At 72.1% G+C, this 18,186-nt stretch carries 17 protein-coding genes; 9 read left to right on the top strand and 8 right to left on the bottom strand.

The genetic code is table 11. The features are described from left to right. Nucleotides 1–9: 9 nt before the first annotated feature. Nucleotides 10–810 (bottom strand): alpha/beta hydrolase, encoded by an 801-nt coding sequence (locus tag ACSMXO_RS36785; protein WP_455415543.1) that lies wholly within the window; start codon nt 808–810, stop codon nt 10–12. A gap of 83 nt (nt 811–893) precedes the next feature. Next, nucleotides 894–1,175, bottom strand: a complete 282-nt coding sequence (locus ACSMXO_RS36790; RefSeq protein ID WP_455419397.1) for a hypothetical protein — start codon at nt 1,173–1,175, stop codon at nt 894–896. Nucleotides 1,176–1,542: 367 nt separating this feature from the next. Between ACSMXO_RS36790 and ACSMXO_RS36795 the strand changes: the two genes are divergently transcribed. The 6 genes from ACSMXO_RS36795 to ACSMXO_RS36820 all read left to right on the top strand — a co-directional run bounded on the left by ACSMXO_RS36795 (nt 1,543) and on the right by ACSMXO_RS36820 (nt 8,626). Next, nucleotides 1,543–2,637: an Ig-like domain-containing protein gene (locus ACSMXO_RS36795; RefSeq protein ID WP_455415544.1), complete on the top strand. Its 1,095-nt coding sequence runs from the start codon at nt 1,543–1,545 to the stop codon at nt 2,635–2,637. Between the two features lie 140 nt (nt 2,638–2,777). Beyond that, on the top strand, nt 2,778–3,899 hold the full coding sequence (locus tag ACSMXO_RS36800; RefSeq protein WP_455415545.1) for an Ig-like domain-containing protein: 1,122 nt from the start codon (nt 2,778–2,780) through the stop codon (nt 3,897–3,899). 33 nt (nt 3,900–3,932) lie between these two features. After that, nucleotides 3,933–5,060, top strand: coding sequence for an FG-GAP-like repeat-containing protein (locus ACSMXO_RS36805; RefSeq protein ID WP_455415546.1), 1,128 nt, complete (start codon nt 3,933–3,935; stop codon nt 5,058–5,060). 39 nt (nt 5,061–5,099) lie between these two features. Beyond that, nucleotides 5,100–6,209, top strand: coding sequence for an Ig-like domain-containing protein (locus tag ACSMXO_RS36810; RefSeq protein ID WP_455415547.1), 1,110 nt, complete (start codon nt 5,100–5,102; stop codon nt 6,207–6,209). 54 nt (nt 6,210–6,263) lie between these two features. Further along, nucleotides 6,264–7,364: an Ig-like domain-containing protein gene (locus ACSMXO_RS36815; protein WP_455415548.1), complete on the top strand. Its 1,101-nt coding sequence runs from the start codon at nt 6,264–6,266 to the stop codon at nt 7,362–7,364. Nucleotides 7,365–7,534: 170 nt separating this feature from the next. Continuing rightward, nucleotides 7,535–8,626, top strand: coding sequence for an FG-GAP-like repeat-containing protein (locus ACSMXO_RS36820; RefSeq protein WP_455415549.1), 1,092 nt, complete (start codon nt 7,535–7,537; stop codon nt 8,624–8,626). A 28-nt stretch (nt 8,627–8,654) separates the two neighbouring features. On the opposite strand, the gene ACSMXO_RS36825 is transcribed toward ACSMXO_RS36820, so the two are convergent. The 3 genes from ACSMXO_RS36825 to ACSMXO_RS36835 form a co-directional block, all read right to left on the bottom strand. Further along, nucleotides 8,655–10,331 carry a 3-hydroxyacyl-CoA dehydrogenase family protein gene (locus ACSMXO_RS36825; protein ID WP_455415550.1) on the bottom strand — a complete coding sequence of 559 codons (1,677 nt, stop codon included), beginning with the start codon at nt 10,329–10,331 and terminating at the stop codon, nt 8,655–8,657. A 110-nt stretch (nt 10,332–10,441) separates the two neighbouring features. Continuing rightward, on the bottom strand, nt 10,442–11,491 hold the full coding sequence (locus ACSMXO_RS36830) for an alpha/beta fold hydrolase (protein WP_346260833.1): 1,050 nt from the start codon (nt 11,489–11,491) through the stop codon (nt 10,442–10,444). Nucleotides 11,492–11,862: 371 nt separating this feature from the next. Further along, nucleotides 11,863–12,402, bottom strand: coding sequence for an FHA domain-containing protein (locus tag ACSMXO_RS36835; RefSeq protein ID WP_455415551.1), 540 nt, complete (start codon nt 12,400–12,402; stop codon nt 11,863–11,865). 212 nt (nt 12,403–12,614) lie between these two features. Between ACSMXO_RS36835 and ACSMXO_RS36840 the strand changes: the two genes are divergently transcribed. Both ACSMXO_RS36840 and ACSMXO_RS36845 read left to right on the top strand, forming a co-directional pair. Then, complete coding sequence (locus tag ACSMXO_RS36840) at nt 12,615–14,111, top strand: aldehyde dehydrogenase family protein (protein ID WP_455415552.1); 1,497 nt, start codon at nt 12,615–12,617, stop codon at nt 14,109–14,111. 79 nt (nt 14,112–14,190) lie between these two features. Beyond that, nucleotides 14,191–14,850 carry a class I SAM-dependent methyltransferase gene (locus ACSMXO_RS36845; protein ID WP_346260836.1) on the top strand — a complete coding sequence of 220 codons (660 nt, stop codon included), beginning with the start codon at nt 14,191–14,193 and terminating at the stop codon, nt 14,848–14,850. Nucleotides 14,851–14,862: 12 nt separating this feature from the next. Here ACSMXO_RS36845 and ACSMXO_RS36850 read toward each other — a convergent pair whose 3' ends face one another. The 3 genes from ACSMXO_RS36850 to ACSMXO_RS36860 form a co-directional block, all read right to left on the bottom strand. Continuing rightward, a complete protein-coding gene (locus ACSMXO_RS36850; protein ID WP_455415553.1) occupies nt 14,863–15,696 on the bottom strand; it encodes a MauE/DoxX family redox-associated membrane protein in 834 nt (277 codons plus the stop codon). A 67-nt stretch (nt 15,697–15,763) separates the two neighbouring features. Further along, nucleotides 15,764–16,366, bottom strand: a complete 603-nt coding sequence (locus tag ACSMXO_RS36855; RefSeq protein WP_346260838.1) for a cell wall protein — start codon at nt 16,364–16,366, stop codon at nt 15,764–15,766. 17 nt (nt 16,367–16,383) lie between these two features. Continuing rightward, nucleotides 16,384–16,794, bottom strand: coding sequence for an RlpA-like double-psi beta-barrel domain-containing protein (locus tag ACSMXO_RS36860; protein WP_346260839.1), 411 nt, complete (start codon nt 16,792–16,794; stop codon nt 16,384–16,386). 255 nt (nt 16,795–17,049) lie between these two features. On the opposite strand from ACSMXO_RS36860, the gene ACSMXO_RS36865 reads away from it, so the two are divergent. Continuing rightward, nucleotides 17,050–18,186 (top strand): winged helix DNA-binding domain-containing protein, encoded by a 1,137-nt coding sequence (locus tag ACSMXO_RS36865; protein ID WP_455415554.1) that lies wholly within the window; start codon nt 17,050–17,052, stop codon nt 18,184–18,186.

Genomic DNA, 18,186 nt, shown 5'->3' on the forward strand with positions numbered 1-18,186 from the left:
GCCTTCGGTTCAGGCCCGCTTCTCGCCCGGCACCGGCAGGTCGGCGAAGGCCGCCACCGTGCGGTCGGCGTACGCGCTGGCGTCGCCGGTCTCCATCGGCCCGTCCCACTCCGACGGCAGCGGTACCGGCACCGCCGGGTTGACCCGCCGGACCACCTCGTCGAGTACGGTCTCGGCGTCGCCGACCCAGAGGTGCTTGGCCCCCGGTACGCCGATCACCTCGGCCTGCGGCACCGCCGCGAACCGCCGCCGGGCCTCGTCCGGCCGCAGGTAGTCGTCGAACTCGGGAACCAGCGCGGTCAGCGGCTTGCCGGATTCGGCCCAGGTGGCCAGGTCGGCCTCGGTGCTGCTGCGCAGTGGCGGAGAGAGCAGGATCGCCCCGACGATTCCCGGGTCGCAGCCGTGCCGCAGGGTCAGGTCGGTGCCGAACGACCAGCCCAGCAACCAGATGTTCGGCAGCTCGGCGAACTCGGCGTACTCGATCGCGGCCGCGACGTCGTACCGCTCGGCGTCGCCGCCGTCGAAGGTCCCCTCGCTGGTGCCGCGCACGCTGCTGGTGCCCCGGGTGTTGAAGCGGAGCACCGCGAGGTCGGCCAGCGCGGGCAGCCGCCAGGCGGCCTTGCGGAACACGTGGCTGTCCATCATCCCGCCGTGGGTGGGCAGCGGGTGCAGGCAGACCAGGGTGGCGACCGGGTCCCGGTCGGCGGGGAGCGCCAGCTCGCCGACCAGCCGCAGGCCGTCGGCGGTGTGCAGCTCGATCTCCTCCCGGCGGGCGGGCAGGATGCTGGCGGCGCGGATCGCTGTACTCACAGGGATCAGTCTTACCCGGTCCGCCCGGGGAGGGCAGCGAACCCGGGTCGGCGTGACGAAGATCCCTCGGATCGGGCGCCCGGTCAGCCGTAGCGGGGGGCGCTGCGCGAGCGTTCCACCCCCGGGCCGCGCCGGTCCCGGGCCCGCCAGCAGCCGGTGTGCCAGTGCCGGCGGTCGGTCAGGTCGCCCTGCCCGTCGGCCGGCCAGGCGACCAGGTGGGCCACCCCGGGGCGGATCTCCTGGACGCAGCCGGGGCAGCGGTACGTCTTGGTCGCGGCGCTGCCCGGGATGTTGCGTACCTGCCACTCGCCGTCCCGCCAGGTCTGCACCGAGCCCACCCCGCGCTCCAGCCGGGTGCGGTCCAGCGGCGGGGCGTCGTCGGGACGCGGACGGTTGCGACGCGGACTCACGTTCCCCAGCCTACGGCGCGGGCCGGCGCGCGCCCCGGGACCGCCGCACCCACCCGGTCGGCCATGACCGCCGGGGCACGACATCGCGACAAACCGCTCAAAGTGTGCGAGTTAGTGACCAATCAACACGCCTGCTCCACGCTGCCACCGGACGGCCCGAGGACCGTCACGGCGGGCCATCGAAACGGCTCTGAGCTGCGAATACTTTCGTGCCGGTCGGGCTGTCGGATCACGGTCAGCACCGCCACCGAGCCCATGAACGGGGTTAACGTTCGCAAATAGGACCGGTCGGATAGCTGATCGATCCGGTGCAGGAGGAGTTATGTGGACCGAACGCATCGTCACCACCGCCGGGGTGGCTCTGCTGGCCGTCACGGTCACGGCATCACCCGCGCGGGCCGCCGGCCCGGGTGATCCCATCCCCGGCGACTTCAACGCCGACGGGCTCCAGGACGTCGTGGTACTCGGCTCGGTCGAGCCGGACCTCTGCTCGGTCATCGTGCGTTACGGCAGCAGCCCAGGCGTCTACCTGCCGCCGGTGGCCACCGTCTACGCCAGGCCCGGGGACAGTCGCGGCACCTCCTGCCCGGACATCGGCGTGGGCTTCGACGCCGACGGAGACGCCGGTGACGAGCTCTGGCTCGGCTGGAGCGCCGGCCCGCCGCCCTCGCTCACCTACAACCGGTTGGTGATCGACAACAACCTCCGGACCATCCTCACGTTCAGCTCGCCGATCACCCCGAGCTATCTCGGTACCGCCGACTTCGTGGGCGACGGCCGGCAGACGGCGTACTCGGTGGGTGCCGGCGGGTTCGCCACCTACGTGATCGTGAACGGCGTGGGTCAGCTCGGTCCGGAGCGGTGGTGTTCGGCGGGCGCCCCGGCCTACCAGCTCCGGAACCTGGACGGGGACCGGGCGGCCGACGCGGTGCTCGCGTACACCGACGGGTGCGCCGACGGGGCCAACGGGGTGGTCGTGGTGCTCGACGACGGCACGACCCGGCACCTGGAACTCGATCCGGCGGGCCTGACCACCTGGCGGCCGCGGGTGCTGGACGCCAACGGCGACCGGTTCCCGGATGTACGCACGGAGAACCTGGCCACCGGAGAGATCAGCTACTTCATCGGGCGCGGCGACGGCAGTTTCGTCGAAGGGCCGGACGCCAACACCGACACCGTCTTCCTGACCAGCGTCAAGCCGCTGGCGATCGACGTACTCGGCAACGATTACGTGGCCGCCGACACCGACGTGGTGGTCACCGTGCCACCCCGGTACGGCACCGTGCAGGTGCTGTCGGACCGGCGCATCCTCTACCGGCCGGACCCGGAGCACGGGCGGACCGACCGGTTCAGCTACCAACTGCGGCGGGAGGAGAAGCGGAGCAGCGCGGCGGTGAACATCCGGTTCCCTAGCTGATCACGACATACCCCCTGAGCTGCGGTTCCGTCATGCCAGTCCGGTGTCGGATCGTGGTCAGCACCGGCCAATGCCCGCAAACTCGGTCTAGCGTCCCAAATACGGGTTGGTCCGCCATAGCACTACATAGGGGGAGCACTATGTGGAGCAAGTGTTTTGCCCTGACCACCATCCTGGTCACCAGCGCGGCACTGACCCTGCCGGGTCCGGAGTCCTGGGCCGGGACGCGCGACGAGACACTGCTCGGTGACTTCAACGGCGACGGCCTCCAGGACTCGGCCACCCTCGGCCGGATCGCCCCGAACCTCTGTTCGACCATCGTCGAGTACGGCACCGCGGCCGGCGTCTACCTGCCCCCGGTCGCCTACACCTACCTCACTCCCAACGGCGGCGGCACGCCGAACTGCCCGGACATCGGCGTCGCGCTCAACGTCGACGACGACCCGGTCGACGAGCTCTACATCGGCTGGACGGGCGGCCCGCCGGCCACCGTCGACTTCAGCCGGATGGTGCTCCAGCCGCCGGCCTTCGTCCCCAGCGCCTTCTACACCTCGCCGATCACCCGCCCGACGTTCATCGGTGCCGGCCGGTTCGGTGAGGGCGGCCGGGAGAGCCCGTACGGGGTGGGGCCGGGCGGAGTGATCAACGTGGTCGTCGACGGCTCCGCGGTCGCACCCGGCCCGATCAGCTACTGCTCGGAGACCGCTCCGACCGTCCAGCTCACCGACTGGAACCGGGACGGCGTGCACGGCATGCTGGTCAGTTACACGGACGGCTGCGAGCCCGGCGCGACCGGCAGCAGCGGTGTGGTCCGGATCCATCACAGCGGCGCCGTCCAGCAGCTCGAACTCGATCCGGCCGGGCGGGCCTCCTGGACCGCGCAGGTGGTCAACGCCAACGACGACCGCTGGCCGGATGCCCGGACCATCGACCGGGCCACCGGCGAGGTCGACTACTTCATCAACGACCGGGCCCCGGTGGACTTCACCCTGGTCCCCTCGCCGGACGCGAACACCGACCGGATCGATCTCACCGAGATCCGGCCGCTCGCCATCGACGTACTCCACAACGACCACGCCAGCCGGTACGCCGACGTCACCGTCACCACCCCACCCCGATACGGGACCACCCAGATCCGGTCCGACCGCCGCATCGTCTACCGCCCCCGGGCAGACCACGGCCGCACCGACCGCTTCAGCTACCAGCTCAGCGAGGCGGGAAAGCGGAGCACCGCCACCGTGACCATCCGGTTCCCGGGCTGATCCGGTCGAACGTCGAGGCATCAGGGAGGGACCATGTGGCGCAAACGCACCGCGATGGTGGTGGTGATGGTGGTCGTGGCCGCCGTGGGCGCTGTCGTGGGCGCCGCGCCGAATCCGGCCTGGGCCGCCGGCCGGGGCGAGCAGGTCCTCGGCGACGTCAACGGCGACGGCCTCACCGACCTGGTCACCCTCGGTCTGGTTCAGCCCGACTACTGCTCGGTGATCGTCGAGTACGGCACCGCGTCCGGCGCCTACCGCCCGCCCGTGGCGTACGTCTATCTTCGCCCCGGCGGCTCCGGGATGGGCACCCGCTGCCCCGAACTCGGCGTCGCCGTGGACCTCGACGCGGACCGGACCGAGGAGCTGGTGGTGGCCTGGTATCCGGGCCCACCGCCGACCGTGCCGTACAACCTGATGGTGTTGAACACCGCGTTCCAGCCGTCGTTCGGCCTGGTCCAGGCGATCTTCGCGCCCTACTATCTGGGCACCGCCGACTTCAACGGCGACGGGCGGGAGGACGTCTACTCGATCACCGACCAGGGCCAGGGAATCGAGACGTACCTCAACCTCGGCAACGGCACGCTGACGCACGGCCCTGAGGAATGGTGCGCTCGGCCGCTGGAGTACGACCTACGGGACTTCGACCTGGACGGCCGGACCGACCTGCTGAACAGCTACGTCGAGCGCTGCCTCTCGGCGACCTTCGCCAGCGGGGTGGCGGTGGTGCTCGACGACGGCACGCCGCAGGAGTTGCAGCGCGATCCGGTCGGCATCGACACCTGGACGACCCGGGTGGTCAACGTGAACGGGGACCGGTTCCCGGACATCCGGACCATCTCCCGGCTGACCGCGGCGGTCGACTACTTCATCGGCACCGGCGGCGGCCGCTTCGTCCGGTCGCCGAAGGCGAACAGCGACGTCGTACGGCTCACCGGCAACCGGGCGGTGACGATCACCGTACGGGACAACGACTTCGCCACCAGCCAGGCCGAGGTCAGCATCACCGTCCAGCCGAGATACGGGACCGCCCGGGTCATCAGCCGTGGGCGGATCATCTACACACCCCGGCCGAACCATGGCGCGACCGACCGGTTCACGTACCAACTCACCGAGGGCACCCGCCGCAGCAGCGCGGTCGTGTACATCCGGTGGAGCGGATAGCCCGATCCGGGTGGGTTGGCGAGCCTTTAGGAGCGTGCCATGAGGGGTAGAGGGATCGCCGCGATAACGGTGGCAATCATGGCGACGGCCGGTGGCGTTGGCGTACGGGCGCCGCACGTCTGGGCGGGCGGCCCGGGTGAGCCCGTCGTCGCCGACGTGAACGGTGACGGCCGACCGGACCGGGTGGTACTCGATCTCACCGTGGGAGCCGCGACCACCTGCCGGGTCGTGGTCAGCCTGGGACAGGCCGGCGGCGGGTTCGCGGCGCCGCAGGCGTACGACTACCTGACCCTGCCGGCGGAGGAGCCCAACTGCGCGGACATGGGCGTGGGGCTCAACCTGGACGCGGACGTCGCCGCCGAACTCGCGGTGACCTGGTTCGCCGGGCCGCCGACGACCGTCCCCCACACCCTGCTGGTGCTGGACAACTTCCGGGTGACCCGCGGCTTCAACACCATCTTCCAGCCCAGCTTCATCGGCACCTCGGACTTCGACGGCGACCGGCGGCAGGACATCTACGAGTGGACCGACCAGGGTGAGGGGTTCGTCAGCTACCTCGCCACCGGGGCCGGCACCCTGGTGCCCGGCCCGGTCCGGCACTGTTCCGGCCCGCTGCACCACCAGCTTGCCGACTTCAACCGGAACGCGGCGATGGACGTGGTGATCGCGTACATCGAGGGCTGCGGCGCGTATTTCAGCGGCGTGGTGGTGGTCCGCGACGACGGCAGCCTGTTCCACCTGCACTCCGACGTGCTGGGCTTCGCGAGTTGGACGCTGGAGACCGGCGACGCCAACCACGACGGCCTGGTCGACGTGACCACCTACAACCAGTTGACCGGGGAGATCGGCACCTTCATCAGCCTCGGCGACGGCTCCCTCGTCCGGTCGCCGGTGGCGATCCGCGACTATCCCACGGTCAGCGGCAGCAAGGCGACCGGCATCCAGGTGCTGGCCAACGACTACGCCACCGACCGGACCAGGGTGACCATCTGGACCCCGCCGCAGCACGGCACGGTCAAGGTCACCACGAATCGCACGATCATCTACACCCCGGACCCGACGCACGGCACGAGCGACACGTTCGTCTACCGCCTCACCCAGGACGGCCGGACCAGCAACGCCGCGGTCAGTCTGCGGATCACCGACTGACCGGGCCGCGCAAGCCCTGGCCGTGCGGCCCCTCGACCCACACGGAGGAGCGCCATGTGGAGAAGACCGATCGTGGCGGGAACCGCCACGGCGACGATCCTCGCGATGGCCACGGCGGTGCCGCCCGCCGGGGCCGCCGGCCCGAACGATCCGCTGTACGGCGACCTGAACGGCGACGGCCTGCTCGACCGCGCCCGGCTCGGCACCGCGACCCGCACCTGCGCCGTACTGGTCGAGTCGGGCCGGCCGGAGGGCGGTTACCTGCCGGTGCGCAGCCACCAGTACCGGGTCCCCGGCGCCGGCGCCCCGACCAGTTGTCCTGACCTGGGGGTGGCGGTCGACCTGGATGCCGCCCCCGGGCCGGCGGAGTTGGTGGTGGGGTGGTACGAGGGCAACCCCGGTCGGTCCGGCCACGACCTGCTGGTGTTGCGGGACTACCGGGTGGTGGCCGCCCTGCCGGCGCTGCGGCAGCTCAACTTCGTCGGGCTGGCCGACTTCGACGGCGATCGGCGGTGGGACGTCTATCTCTGGACCGACCAGGGCGAGGGCTTCGTCAGCTTCCTGAACACCGGCACCGGGACCCTCACGCCCGGCCCGGTGCGATACTGCGCCGGCCCGCTGACCCCTCGGCTCGCCGACTTCGACTCCGACGGCGCCGCCGACGTCGCCATCGCGTACGTCGACGGCTGCGCGGACGACTCGCACGGGGTGGTGGTGGTGTACGGCGACGGCAGGGTGGTCGACCTCCAGCGCGGCGTCGGCGACCGGTCGAGTTGGACGATGCACGTCCTGGACGCCGATCGCAGCGGCGTGCCCGACGTGCTGACGTACCACCGGCCCAGCGGGGAGCGGCGTACCTTCCTGGCCGTCGGCGACGGCACCTTCGTCCGGTCGCCGCTGGCGACCCGGGACGTCGTCACGGTCGTTGCCGGCGGCTCGGTCCGGATTCCGGTGCTGCACAACGACTGGGCCAGCCGGCGGGCCAGGCTGAGCCTGCTCGTCGCGCCCGCGAACGGGACCGTCGAGATCGGTGCCGGCCGGGTGATCGTGTACCGCCCGGACCCGGATCCCGGCCCGGTCGACCGGTTCGTCTACCGGATCAGCCAGGACGGCCGCACCAGCGACGCGGCGGTGTCGATCAGGATCACTCCGTGAGCTTCGGGGCCGGTCGCCAGGACCGCCGGGCCGGCTTTCCTACCCCACGGCAGGCCCGCCAAACACGATGTCAGATTACGGTCAGCGCACGCGACATGACGATGCGTGCATCCTAATCTCCTGCTGAGAACATCCAGGCACGGCGGGGGAACTAGGTCCGAGGAGGCACCATGTGGGGCCGACGCATCAGCACCTTCGCCGTTGCGATGGTGGCCGCCACCGGATTGGCCGTACCGGCCGCCCGGGCCGGTTGGCAGGGCGAACCGATCATCGCGGACGTGAACGGGGACGGCCGCGCCGACCGGAACGCCCTCGGCACCCTGCCGGGCACCTCCGACTGCGCCGTCCAGGTCGAGCTCGGCTTGGTCGGCGGCGGCTACGGCCCGGCCCGGTCCTACCGCTACCTGACGTCGGCGCTCTACTGCCCCGACATGGGCGTCGGCCTCGACCTGGACAGCGACGCCGCGAACGAGCTGGCGGTGACCTGGTTCTCCGGGCCGCCGCCGTCCATCGACGACACCCTGCTGGTGCTGGACGACTTCGCGATCTCGGCCGGCTTCGACACCATCACCCAGCCCAGCTACATCGGCACGGCCGACTTCAACGGCGACGGCCGGCAGGACGTCTACGAGTGGACCGACCAGGGCGACGGTTTCACCACCTACCTCAACACCGGCACCGGTACCCTGACGCCCGGCCCGGTGCGGTACTGCTCCGGCCGGCCGCAGTACCAGCTCGCCGACTTCGACGCCGATGGCGCGATGGACGTGACCCTCGCGTACGCGGAGGGGTGCGGCACGTACTTCACCGGGGTGGTCGTGGTGCTGGACAACGGCACGGTGGTGGACATCCAGGGGGACGCCTACGGCGACGACTTCTGGATGGTGGCGGCGGCGGACGTGAACGGCGACGGCATCCTCGACGTGCGCACCACCAGCAACGTGACCGGGGTGCGGAGCGTCTTCATCGGCACCGGCACCGGCACCTTCGTGCGGGCACCGACGGCTGTCCGGGACAACCCACGGGTCAGCGCGGTCCGGGCGACCGGGATCCCGGTGCTCGCCAACGACTTCGCCACCAGCGGCACCCGGGTCAGCATCGTCACCAGTCCGGCACACGGCACGGTGCAGGTCACCACCGGCCGTACGGTCATCTACCGGCCGTACCCGCACCACAAGGCCAGCACCGACCGGTTCGTCTACCGGCTCACCGACTCGGGCCGGACCAGCAACGCGGCGGTCAGCCTGCGGATCGCCCGCTGACGCCTCGGCCGGTGGCACACGCCAGCGGTCAGCCCGCCACTCCGTCGCGGAACCGCCGGCCGGCGGTGACCACCTGCTCCAGCAGCGGCGCCGGGGCGAGCCCCGGTTCCCGGGACTCCCGATAGAGCGACCGCTGTACCCGCAGCGCCACCTCCGGACCGAGCCTGTCCAGCATCTCGAACGGGCCCGCCGGATAGCCGCAGCCGAGCGTCATCGCATGGTCGATGTCGTCCACTGTGGCGTACGACGCCTCCAGCATCCGCACCGCGTCGTTCAGGTACGGGAAGAGCAGCGCCCGCACCACGAACCCGGCCCGGTCCCCACAGACCACCCCGGTCCGGCCCAACCCGGCGCAGACCGCCCGGGCGGTGGCGACCGCCTCCGCCGACGCCCGGACGGTACGCACGATCTCCACCACCGCCCCGGCCCGGGTCGGGTCGAGCAGGTGCAACCCGACCACCTCGGCCGGCCGACGGGCGGCCATCGCGATGTCGATCACCGGTAGCGTGCCGGTGGTGGTGGCCAGCAGCGTCTCCGGCTTGCAGACCTGCGCCAGCTCGGCGAAAAGGGCCCGCTTGACCGCCAGGTCGTCGGCCACCGCCTCCACTACCAGGTCGGCGTCGGCCAACCCGGCCAGCCCGCCGTTCCGCCCGGCGTCCCGGGACACCACCACCACGTCGTAGCCGGCCTGGCCGAAGAGCTCGCCGAGCCCGGTGACGGCGTCACCCACACCGACCACGCCAACCCTGCGCACCGGTCGGGCGCCGTCGAGCGGTGCCGCCGCCGGGGTCTGCCCGTCGGGTACGACGGTGGCCGAACCGGGCCGCTCGTACCGGTAGAAGCCCTGGCCGGACTTGCGGCCGAGCAGTCCCGCCGTGACCATCTGGCGCAGCAGCGGCACCGGTGCGTGCCGCCGGTCCCGGCCACCCCGCCGGTACATGGTGTCCAGGATCTCGTACGCCGTGTCCAGGCCGATCAGGTCGAGCAGCGCCAGCGGCCCCATCGGCAGCCCGCAGCCCAGCCGCATCGCGGCGTCGATCTCCTCGCGGCTGGCGTACCGCGACTCGACCATCGCGACGGCCTGGTTGAGGTAGCCGAAGAGCAGGGCGTTGGCGATGAAGCCGGCCCGGTCGCCGATGGTCACCCCGACCTTGCCCAGCCTGGCGCAGAGCGCCTGCACCGCGCCGACCACCTCGGTCGAGGTGGTCACGGTCCGGACCACCTCGACCAGCTTCATCACCGGCGCGGGATTGAAGAAGTGCATTCCGACCACCCGGTCCGGCCGGCCGGTCGCGACGGCGATCTCGGTGACGCTCAGCGAGGAGGTGTTGCTGGCCAGGATCGCGGTCGGCCGGCAGATCCGGCCCAGGTCGGCGAAGAGCCGCCGCTTGAGGTCGAGCCGCTCGGGTACCGCCTCGACCACCAGGTCGACCTCGGCCAGCGCGGGCAGCCCGACGGCGAAGGTGATCCGGCCGAACAGCGCGTCCCGGTCGGCGGTGCTCAGCCGGCCCCGCTGCACCGCCCGGTCGGTCGAGCGGGCGAGGGTGGCCCGGCCATGTTCGAGCGCCTCGGCGGTGATCTCGACGGCGACCACCCGGAGACCGCCGCGGGCGAAGACCTCCGCGATTCCGGCGCCCATCGTGCCCAGTCCGACAACGCCGACGGTGGAGATGGTGCCGCCGGCACCGGTCGTCTCGCCTGCCACCCCTTGGCCTCCCGCTCCGTCCCGGGCAGCCGACTGAACGGCCGCTAGGTCACCTGCGGCGAGTCTGCCACGGGCCGCCCGGACGCCTCGGCCCGGTGCCGGTAGGTGCCTTACCGCAGCTCCAGCAGGGCGGCGGCGAACTCGACGGGGCGCTCGATGTTGGGCGAATGGCCGCAGTTCGCGAAGACGATCTCGCGGTAACTGCCACCCGCCGCCGCGTACCGGTCCAGTACCGCGCGGGTCTGCCCGATCATCGGCTGCGGCGGGCACGCCTGCGCACCCGGCCAGTCCGGCAGCACGCCGAGCGCGCCGAGCTGGGCCAGGTCGAACAGGGAGGTATCCGAGACGATCACGTCGGAGTCGCCGCGTACCCAGGTGATCGGTGGCTTGTCCGCTACCGCGACCAGTTCGTCGGCGATCCGGAAGTGCTTCGGCGCCAGGGCGTTCAGCACGCCCCGGTCCCCCGGCGCCATCCCCGGCCAGTTGTCGCTGCGCTCCATGGTGCCCGGGTAGTTGTCAGCGCCGGTCGCGGTGGAGAGCACCGAGTCGAGCAGCAGTTCCTCGTCCGCGCCGAGGCTGGCCGGGTCGGCGACGTACGCGCTGCGCAGGACCGTACGCGGGCTGGTCCGCTCGTCGGCGCTCCGGTCACCGGCGGCCAGCCGGGCGACGAAGTCCTGATTTCCCGTGCCGCCCCCGGTGCCGGCGAAGTCCGGCGTGGTCGGCGTGCCGACCAGGTCCCGGGTGCCGCCGAAGCCGTACGGCGAGACCGGCGCCGCCAGCAGCAGCCCGGCCACCCGGTGGGGGTGGTCGACCAGCAGCCGCATCGCCACTCCCCCGCCCAGCGAGTGCCCGACCAGCACCGGCCGGGCGCCCGCCGTGCCGAACAGGGCCGGCTCGTCGAGCAGCGCGGCGACGTCGTCGGCGAAGACCCCGAGGCCACGGGTCGCGTCGACCGGTGCGACCTCGGTACCGCCGTAGCCGCGCAGGTCGGGGGCGACCAGCCGCAGGTCGGTCGGCAGGTGCCGGATCAGCGGCTGCCAGAAGTCGGCGGAGGAGCAGTTGCCGTGGATCAGCAGTACCGGGCGGCCGTCCTCCGGGCCCGCCACCAGCACCCGCTGCCGGATGCCGTTCGCCGAAATCTCGTGTCGCCGGATCTCCATCGCAGCGATGATGCCAGCCGGTGCCGGCCGGAAACATGTGGCCGCCCGCCATATCCTCGGGCCGGAAACCGTCTCGGCACCCACTCCGCGCCGGCCCGGCCCGGACCCGGGCTGGCCCGGCCCCAGGCTGGACCAGAGCCAGGCCGGATCAGACCCAGGCTGGACCGGACCAGACCAGACCGGACCCGACCCGCAGACTGTCGAGCTGCCCCGCCTGTGCGCCCATGGAAGGGCTGCTGGTAGGCCCATTCGTCTCGGGGCTTCGCGGCGCCCCGTTCGTGCACCCAGCTCGACAGTGCGCACGGCGAGGTGTCCCGGCCCGGCCGGCGACGGTCACTGGTGGGGAGGTGTCCCGGCCCGGCCGGCGACGGTCACTGGAGGGCTAGGTATGCCCAGGTCATCCCGCCGAGGAGGGCAACACAGCCGCCGATCACCAGCAGCATCCGCCGGGAGCGCCGCGCGGGCGTACCCATCAGCTCGGTCGGGGCGGTGAGCGCACCGGACGCCGGAGCCGGGCCGGTCGCCGGAGTGGGGATCGAGGCCGGCACGGGTGGCGCCAGCGAGCGGCGGAAGGTGCCCAACTGGTCGGTGGCGGCGGCGCCGGGATCGAAGAACCGCAGCTCCAGGTTGCCGAGCCGGATCCGGTCCCCGTCCCGCAGCTCGGTGTGCCCGGAGAGTCGCTCGTCGTTGAGCCAGGTGCCGTTCGTCGACCCGGTGTCGGTCAACAGCACCCGGCCGGCGGCGAGTTCGACGGTGGCGTGCCAGCGGCTGACCTTGGGATCGTCCAGCAGCACGTCAACGCCGTCCTCCCGGCCGATCCGGCGTACCCCGGGACGCAGCCGGAAGCTGGCACCCCTCAGTGGCCCACTGGTCACGGTCAGTATCGGCAATAGATCAAGTTGGTCGGACATGGATTTCTCCATCCGGCTTCGCCCCCCACCGACGCGGCAACGTCGGCCCCCGGGTCAGCTTCCCATCCGATCCCGCCCGGTTCCACGTCCTGCCGGTTCGAGTCGCGCTGGCCGGGGAGTGGATCCGGGCTCGCCGGTTCGGCCGATGGGACATCGGGACCCGGCGATCCGCATACCTACCCGTGGGTAATCTTCGGGTCTAGACTTCCGCCATGACGACCGTGAACGCTCCCGGCGTACCCGGAATCTCCGACGGCGAGCTGGTCTCCACCAATCCGGCCACCGGGGAGCTGGCCGGGCGGTTCCCGGTTGCCGACGCCGACGCCGTCGGTCGGGCCGTCGGTCGGGCCCGGGAAGCGGCGCAGTGGTGGGCCGGGCTCGGCAACGCCGGCCGGCGGAGCCGGTTGCTGCGCTGGCGGGCGCTGCTGGCCAACCGGATCACCGAACTCGCCGAGCTGTCGCACCTGGAGACCGGCAAGCCGGTCGCCGACGCCGTGGTCGAGGCGTTCAGCGCCATCGACCACCTCGACTGGGCGGCCCGGAACGCCAAGCGGGTGCTCGGCCCCCGCCGGATGCGGTCCCGGCTGGTGGTGGCCGAGTTCTCCGCCCGACTCGAATACCGGCCGTACGGCGTGGTCGGGATGATCGCGCCGTGGAACTATCCGGTACTGACCCCGCTGGGCGCCTTCGGCTACGCGCTCGCCGCCGGCAACGCGGTGCTGCTCAAGCCCAGCGAGTACACCCCGGCGGTCGGGCAGTGGCTGGTCGACACCTTCGCCGAGATCGTCCCGGAGCAGCCGGTGCTACAGGCCGTGCACGGCCTCGGTGACGTCGGTGCGGCACTGTGCCGGTCCGGCGTCGACAAGATCGCCTTCACCGGCTCCACCCGCACCGCCAAGAAGGTGATGGCGGCCTGCGCCGAGACCCTCACCCCGCTCGTCGTCGAGGCCGGCGGCAAGGACGCGGTGATCGTCGACGACGACGCCGACCTGGACGCCGCCGCCGAAGCCTGCGTCTGGGGCGCCCTCACCAACGCCGGCCAGACCTGCATCGGCATCGAACGCGCCTACGTCACCGCCTCGGTCTACGACGCCTTCGTCGACAAGGTGGTGGCGAAGGCCGGCCGGCTCACCGTCGGCCCCGACGGCACCGACCTCGGCCCGATCACCATGCCGGACCAGATCGCCACGATCCGCCGGCACATCGAGGACGCCATCGACCGGGGCGGACGGGCCGTGCTCGGTGGACCGGAGGCGGTCCAGCCGCCGTACGTGCACCCGACGGTCCTGGTCGACGTACCCGAGGAGGCCGACGCGGTCCGCGAGGAGACCTTCGGACCGACCCTCACCATCAGCAGGGTGACCGACGCCGAGGAGGCGCTGCGCCGCGCCAACGCGGTCCGGTACGGCCTCGGCGGCGCCGTCTTCGGCCGGCGCCGCGCCGCCGAGATCGCCGGCCGGATGCGCTCCGGGATGACGGCGATCAACTCCACCCTGACGTTCGTCGGGATGCCGACACTCCCGTTCGGCGGGATCGGCGACTCCGGCTTCGGCCGGATCCACGGCGCCGACGGACTGCGCGAGTTCGCCCGCAGCAAGGCGGTGACCAGACGGCGCGGACCGTCACTCCTGCCGGCGATGACCTTCGAGCGCACTCCGGCCCAGGTGGAACGCATCGTCAAGGCGGCCAAAATTCTGTACGGGCGGTGACCATGGACTGACCGATCGTAGGGACAAAAGGACGACTAAGACATCCCTGGCCGTCTCCCGCATCGGTACCGTTCGCCCAATGGGGCTGCACGCGTTGCGATTCCGCCTGGTCGACAGCGAGAACTCCTGGGGTGCCCGGCGGCGCGCACGCCGGGCCGGATGGCTCGCGGAGACGTTCCCGGACCTGGCCCAGATGTCCGTCATCGACCTGGGCGGCCGGGTGAGCACCTGGGCACAGGCCGGAGTACGCCCGAAGCACGTACACGTGGTGAACCTGGAGGAGGCCCCGGCCGACGTACCGGACTGGGCGGAGGTGGACCGGGGCGACGCCTGCGCGCTGCCCCGGCACATCGCCAACCGCCGCTACGACCTGGTCTTCTCCAACTCGGTGCTGGAGCACGTCGGCGGGCACGAGCGCCGGCTGCGGTTCGCCGAGACGGTGCACGCACTCGCCGACGCGCACTGGGTGCAGACCCCCTACCGGTACTTCCCGATCGAGCCGCACTGGATCGCCCCGGGCATGCAGTTCACCCCGGTCCGGCTGCGGATCGCGCTGGCCCGCCGCTGGCCACTGGCGCACACCCGGCCGGACTGCCGGGAGACCGCGATCCAGCAGGTGCTCTGGACCGAACTGGTGGACCGGTCCCAGATGCGGCACTACTTCCCGCACTCGCAGATCCGGGCCGAGCGGCTGGCCGGGCTGATCAAGTCGCTGATCGCGGTCCGTACCGGCGGCTGAGGCGGGGGCAGCTCACGCCGGATCGACCAGGCTGACCAGGGTGGCCCCGGTCGAGTCGTCCACCAGGGCGACCCGGACCCGGTCCGGCGCCACCTCCCCGGCCGGCACGGCGAAGACCGCCGTCGCCGGCCGGCCCTGGTAGCGGGCCGAGTAGCAGACCATCCGCCAGGACTCCTCCAGCCAGTGTTCCCGCACGTCCGAGGTGAGCAGCGCGGCCACCTGCCGGTATGCGGCACTGAGCTGGAGTTGCTGCACACTGGCCAGCAGCGGCACCCCGGAACCGCCCCGCAGCGGATGGGTGAGCCGGGCGCGGAGCCGGCGCAGCGGCAGCAGCCAGTACGCGTCGCACTCCGGCGACAGCGCGACGATCAGCGCCGCCTCGGCCAGCAGCAGTCCGGCCGACGCGGCCGGGGCTCCGGTCAGCGCCGGCAGCCAGTACGTGCCACCGGCCGCGACACCGAAGAGCCCGGCCAGCACCAGCAGGCCGGCCCGGGCGATGCCGCGCCCGGTGACCGGGGTGGCCTTGGCGCTCAAGCAGCCGCACGAGGCGCCGGGTGCGACGCGGCGGGCGTACCCGAGATAACCGACGAACCCGGCGGCCAGCGCGGCGGCCGCCACCGGCTCGGCGACCGGGGCCGGTGGCAGGACCAGCAGGACGCCGAGCAGCAGTTCGGCCCCGCCGAGCACCCGGTACGCCGGCACCGCCCGCTCGACGCCGAGCAGCGTGCCGAGCGCCGAGGTACGCGCCTGCTCGGCCGCCCGCCGGTCGACGAGCTTGATCCGGGCCGACCAGATCAGCACGACGCCGACCAGCAGGGACTGGAGCGCCGCCAGGGACTGGAGCATGGATGCCCTCCTCTCGTTCCAGGCGTCGGGAAGGGCCCCTCCGCGAACGGACGGGCCCTTTCCGGCGTCAGTTGGCGGCGTAGACCGTGGCGATGCTGATCTCGTTGGTATCGGGGTGCCAGGCGCCGATCACCTGGACGTGCCCGCCGACCTTGAGCAGCGAGACGTCGGAGATGGCCGGGGTGCCGTTGTAGACGGCGGCGGTGGTGCCGGGCACGACGTGCCCGATCAGCCGCTTGCCGTGGTGGTCGAGGTGCAGCACGTTGCGGCCCACCGAGACGATGTGCGCGGTCAGGTTGACGATGTTGGCCCAGAGCGAGTCGGCGGCGAGGGTGCCGTCGGGCAGCCGTACGCCCCGGACGTACATGCCGTCGCCCTTTTCCAGCCGGTCGAAGGTGGTCGGCTGGAACTTCCAGATGCTGGTGCCGTTGGTGACCTGGATCCGGTGCAGCGCACCGTCGGAGCCGGCCAGCAGCACCACACTGCCGGTGATCGAGGTGACCCGGCCCTCGGCGAAGTTCGGGTCCGGTGCCCCGGGTGAGACCTTCACCGGTTCGGCGGCCAGGGCGGCCTCCGGGGCGAGCGAGCCGAGTGCGGTGGCTCCGGCGATGCCGGCGCCGCCGAGTACGGCCGTGCTGAGCAGACGTCGACGGTCCATCGTGGTCGCCATCGTGGGGTCCTCCTCCCCTACACCGAGTCGACAGAGCAGGGCCGCAGCCCGGTGGAGAGGCTGGCGATCGCGCTGTACGCCGCCGGCGTCAGGTCGATGATCCGGTTGGTGCCACAGGACGAGCCGCAGCAGGCGCGCTCACCGCAGAACAGGTCGGTCTGCGGCCCGCAGTCGGCGATCGAGGTGCCGACCCGGGCTCCGTTGCAGAGGTTGGTGGTGTAGTGCACGAACCCGCAGGTCCGGCGCGCGAGGCTGGTGCCGCAGACGTCGGGCCGGGTGATCGCGAGGCAGGCGGCCGAGGCGTTCGGCCAGGCGTGCTGGAAGTTGCCGGAGGTGCAGGTGCCACAGGCGCCCCGGCCGGTCGACGCGCACGGGCCCCAGGCGCTACCGCAACAGAACCAGGACACCTCTCCGGTCACAGCTGCCATGATCGGTCCTCCCTTCGGGGGTTTAAGGGAAACGACGTTGATCAATATTGATGACAATTATTACGGCGGAAATCCACACAGTCAATCGATGTTCCTGAAAGTTTTCTTCAACTTCGCGACCGGGTTCTCCGCACCCTCCCGCCTCGACGCCTCGGCGGACAGGTGCCAGGAACTGGCCTCAATAGCCGCTAGCGTTCCCGGCATGACGACGTGCCAGACCCACCCGTCGCACACCGGTCCCGCGAGGCTCCGCTGATGCGGCGGCTCACGTACGAGCAGGTCCGCCGCCGACGCCTGGACCGGCAGGGCTTGACGGCGCCGCTGCCCGCAGCCGGCCCGGCCGAGGTCGCGGCCCGGCTCGGCGGGGTACACGCCCAGGTGCTCTCCGCCGCCGAACTCGCGATCGGGCTGCGCACCACCGGGACCACCCGGCTGGACGTACGGACGGCACTCTGGGACGAGCGCAGCCTGGTCAAGACCCGCGGCCCCCGGTTCACCGTGCACCTGCTGGCCACCGCCGACCTGCCGATCTGGACCGGTGCCCTGTCGGCGCTGCCGGCACGCCCGCTCGACCTGCTCACCGAGGAGCAGGCCGAGCAGGTCGTCGCGGCGATCGCCGAGGCGCTGCGGGACGCGGAGCTGACCACCGACGAGCTGACCGAGGCGGTGGTCGCGGGTACCGGGCCGTGGGCGGGAGAACCGGCGATGGCGGCGTTCCAGGGCTGGTGGCCGCGCTGGGTCGAGGCGATGTCGCTGGCCACCCGGCGCGGGGCGATGTGCTTCGGCCCGAACCGGGGCCGGCTGGTGACGTACACCAACCCGGCCCGCTGGCTGCCCGGGTTCCGGCCCGCCGACGGGCGTACCGCCCTCGCCGAGGTGCTCCGGCGCTACCTGTACGCGTACGGGCCGGCCACCCCGGCACACGTCGCGCAGTGGCTGGCGGTGCCGAAGCGATGGGCGGTGGAGCTGTTCGACTCGCTCGGCGGAGAGCTGGAAGAGGTCTCCATGGCGGGCTCTCCGGCCTGGGTGCTGGCCGGCGACACCGACGTGCCGGAGGAGCCGCCGCGCGGGGTGCGGCTGCTGCCGTACTTCGACGCGTACCCGGTGAACTGCTTTCCCCGCGCGGAGGTCTTCCCCGGCCCGGCCGCCGCACGTGCGCTCGCCGGTGGCCAGGCCGGCAACTACCCGGCGCTGCTGGTCGACGGCCTGGTGGCCGGGGTCTGGCACCAGCGCCGCTCCGGCCGGCGGATCGACGTCACCGTGGAGTCGCTGGTGGAACTGCGCCCCCGGCAGCTCCGCGAACTCGACGAACAGGTGCAGCGGGTCGGCGAGATCCTGGCGGGCGCTCCCCGGCTCACCCTCGGCGAGGTGGCCGTCGGCCCGCACGCCTGA

This window comes from Plantactinospora sp. DSM 117369, assembly GCF_053764795.1.

What these genes read in the sequence shown, in the direction of transcription:
- ACSMXO_RS36805 (WP_455415546.1), top strand. Translation starts at nt 3,933, where the DNA reads ATGTGGCGCAAACGCACCGCGATGGTGGTGGTGATGGTGGTCGTGGCC.
- ACSMXO_RS36850 (WP_455415553.1), bottom strand. Translation starts at nt 15,696, where the DNA reads ATGCTCCAGTCCCTGGCGGCGCTCCAGTCCCTGCTGGTCGGCGTCGTG.
- ACSMXO_RS36800 (WP_455415545.1), top strand. Translation starts at nt 2,778, where the DNA reads ATGTGGAGCAAGTGTTTTGCCCTGACCACCATCCTGGTCACCAGCGCG.
- ACSMXO_RS36855 (WP_346260838.1), bottom strand. Translation starts at nt 16,366, where the DNA reads ATGGCGACCACGATGGACCGTCGACGTCTGCTCAGCACGGCCGTACTC.
- ACSMXO_RS36810 (WP_455415547.1), top strand. Translation starts at nt 5,100, where the DNA reads ATGAGGGGTAGAGGGATCGCCGCGATAACGGTGGCAATCATGGCGACG.
- ACSMXO_RS36820 (WP_455415549.1), top strand. Translation starts at nt 7,535, where the DNA reads ATGTGGGGCCGACGCATCAGCACCTTCGCCGTTGCGATGGTGGCCGCC.
- ACSMXO_RS36835 (WP_455415551.1), bottom strand. Translation starts at nt 12,402, where the DNA reads ATGTCCGACCAACTTGATCTATTGCCGATACTGACCGTGACCAGTGGG.
- ACSMXO_RS36860 (WP_346260839.1), bottom strand. Translation starts at nt 16,794, where the DNA reads ATGGCAGCTGTGACCGGAGAGGTGTCCTGGTTCTGTTGCGGTAGCGCC.
- ACSMXO_RS36865 (WP_455415554.1), top strand. Translation starts at nt 17,050, where the DNA reads ATGCGGCGGCTCACGTACGAGCAGGTCCGCCGCCGACGCCTGGACCGG.
- ACSMXO_RS36845 (WP_346260836.1), top strand. Translation starts at nt 14,191, where the DNA reads ATGGGGCTGCACGCGTTGCGATTCCGCCTGGTCGACAGCGAGAACTCC.
- ACSMXO_RS36795 (WP_455415544.1), top strand. Translation starts at nt 1,543, where the DNA reads ATGTGGACCGAACGCATCGTCACCACCGCCGGGGTGGCTCTGCTGGCC.
- ACSMXO_RS36840 (WP_455415552.1), top strand. Translation starts at nt 12,615, where the DNA reads ATGACGACCGTGAACGCTCCCGGCGTACCCGGAATCTCCGACGGCGAG.
- ACSMXO_RS36815 (WP_455415548.1), top strand. Translation starts at nt 6,264, where the DNA reads ATGTGGAGAAGACCGATCGTGGCGGGAACCGCCACGGCGACGATCCTC.
- ACSMXO_RS36830 (WP_346260833.1), bottom strand. Translation starts at nt 11,491, where the DNA reads ATGGAGATCCGGCGACACGAGATTTCGGCGAACGGCATCCGGCAGCGG.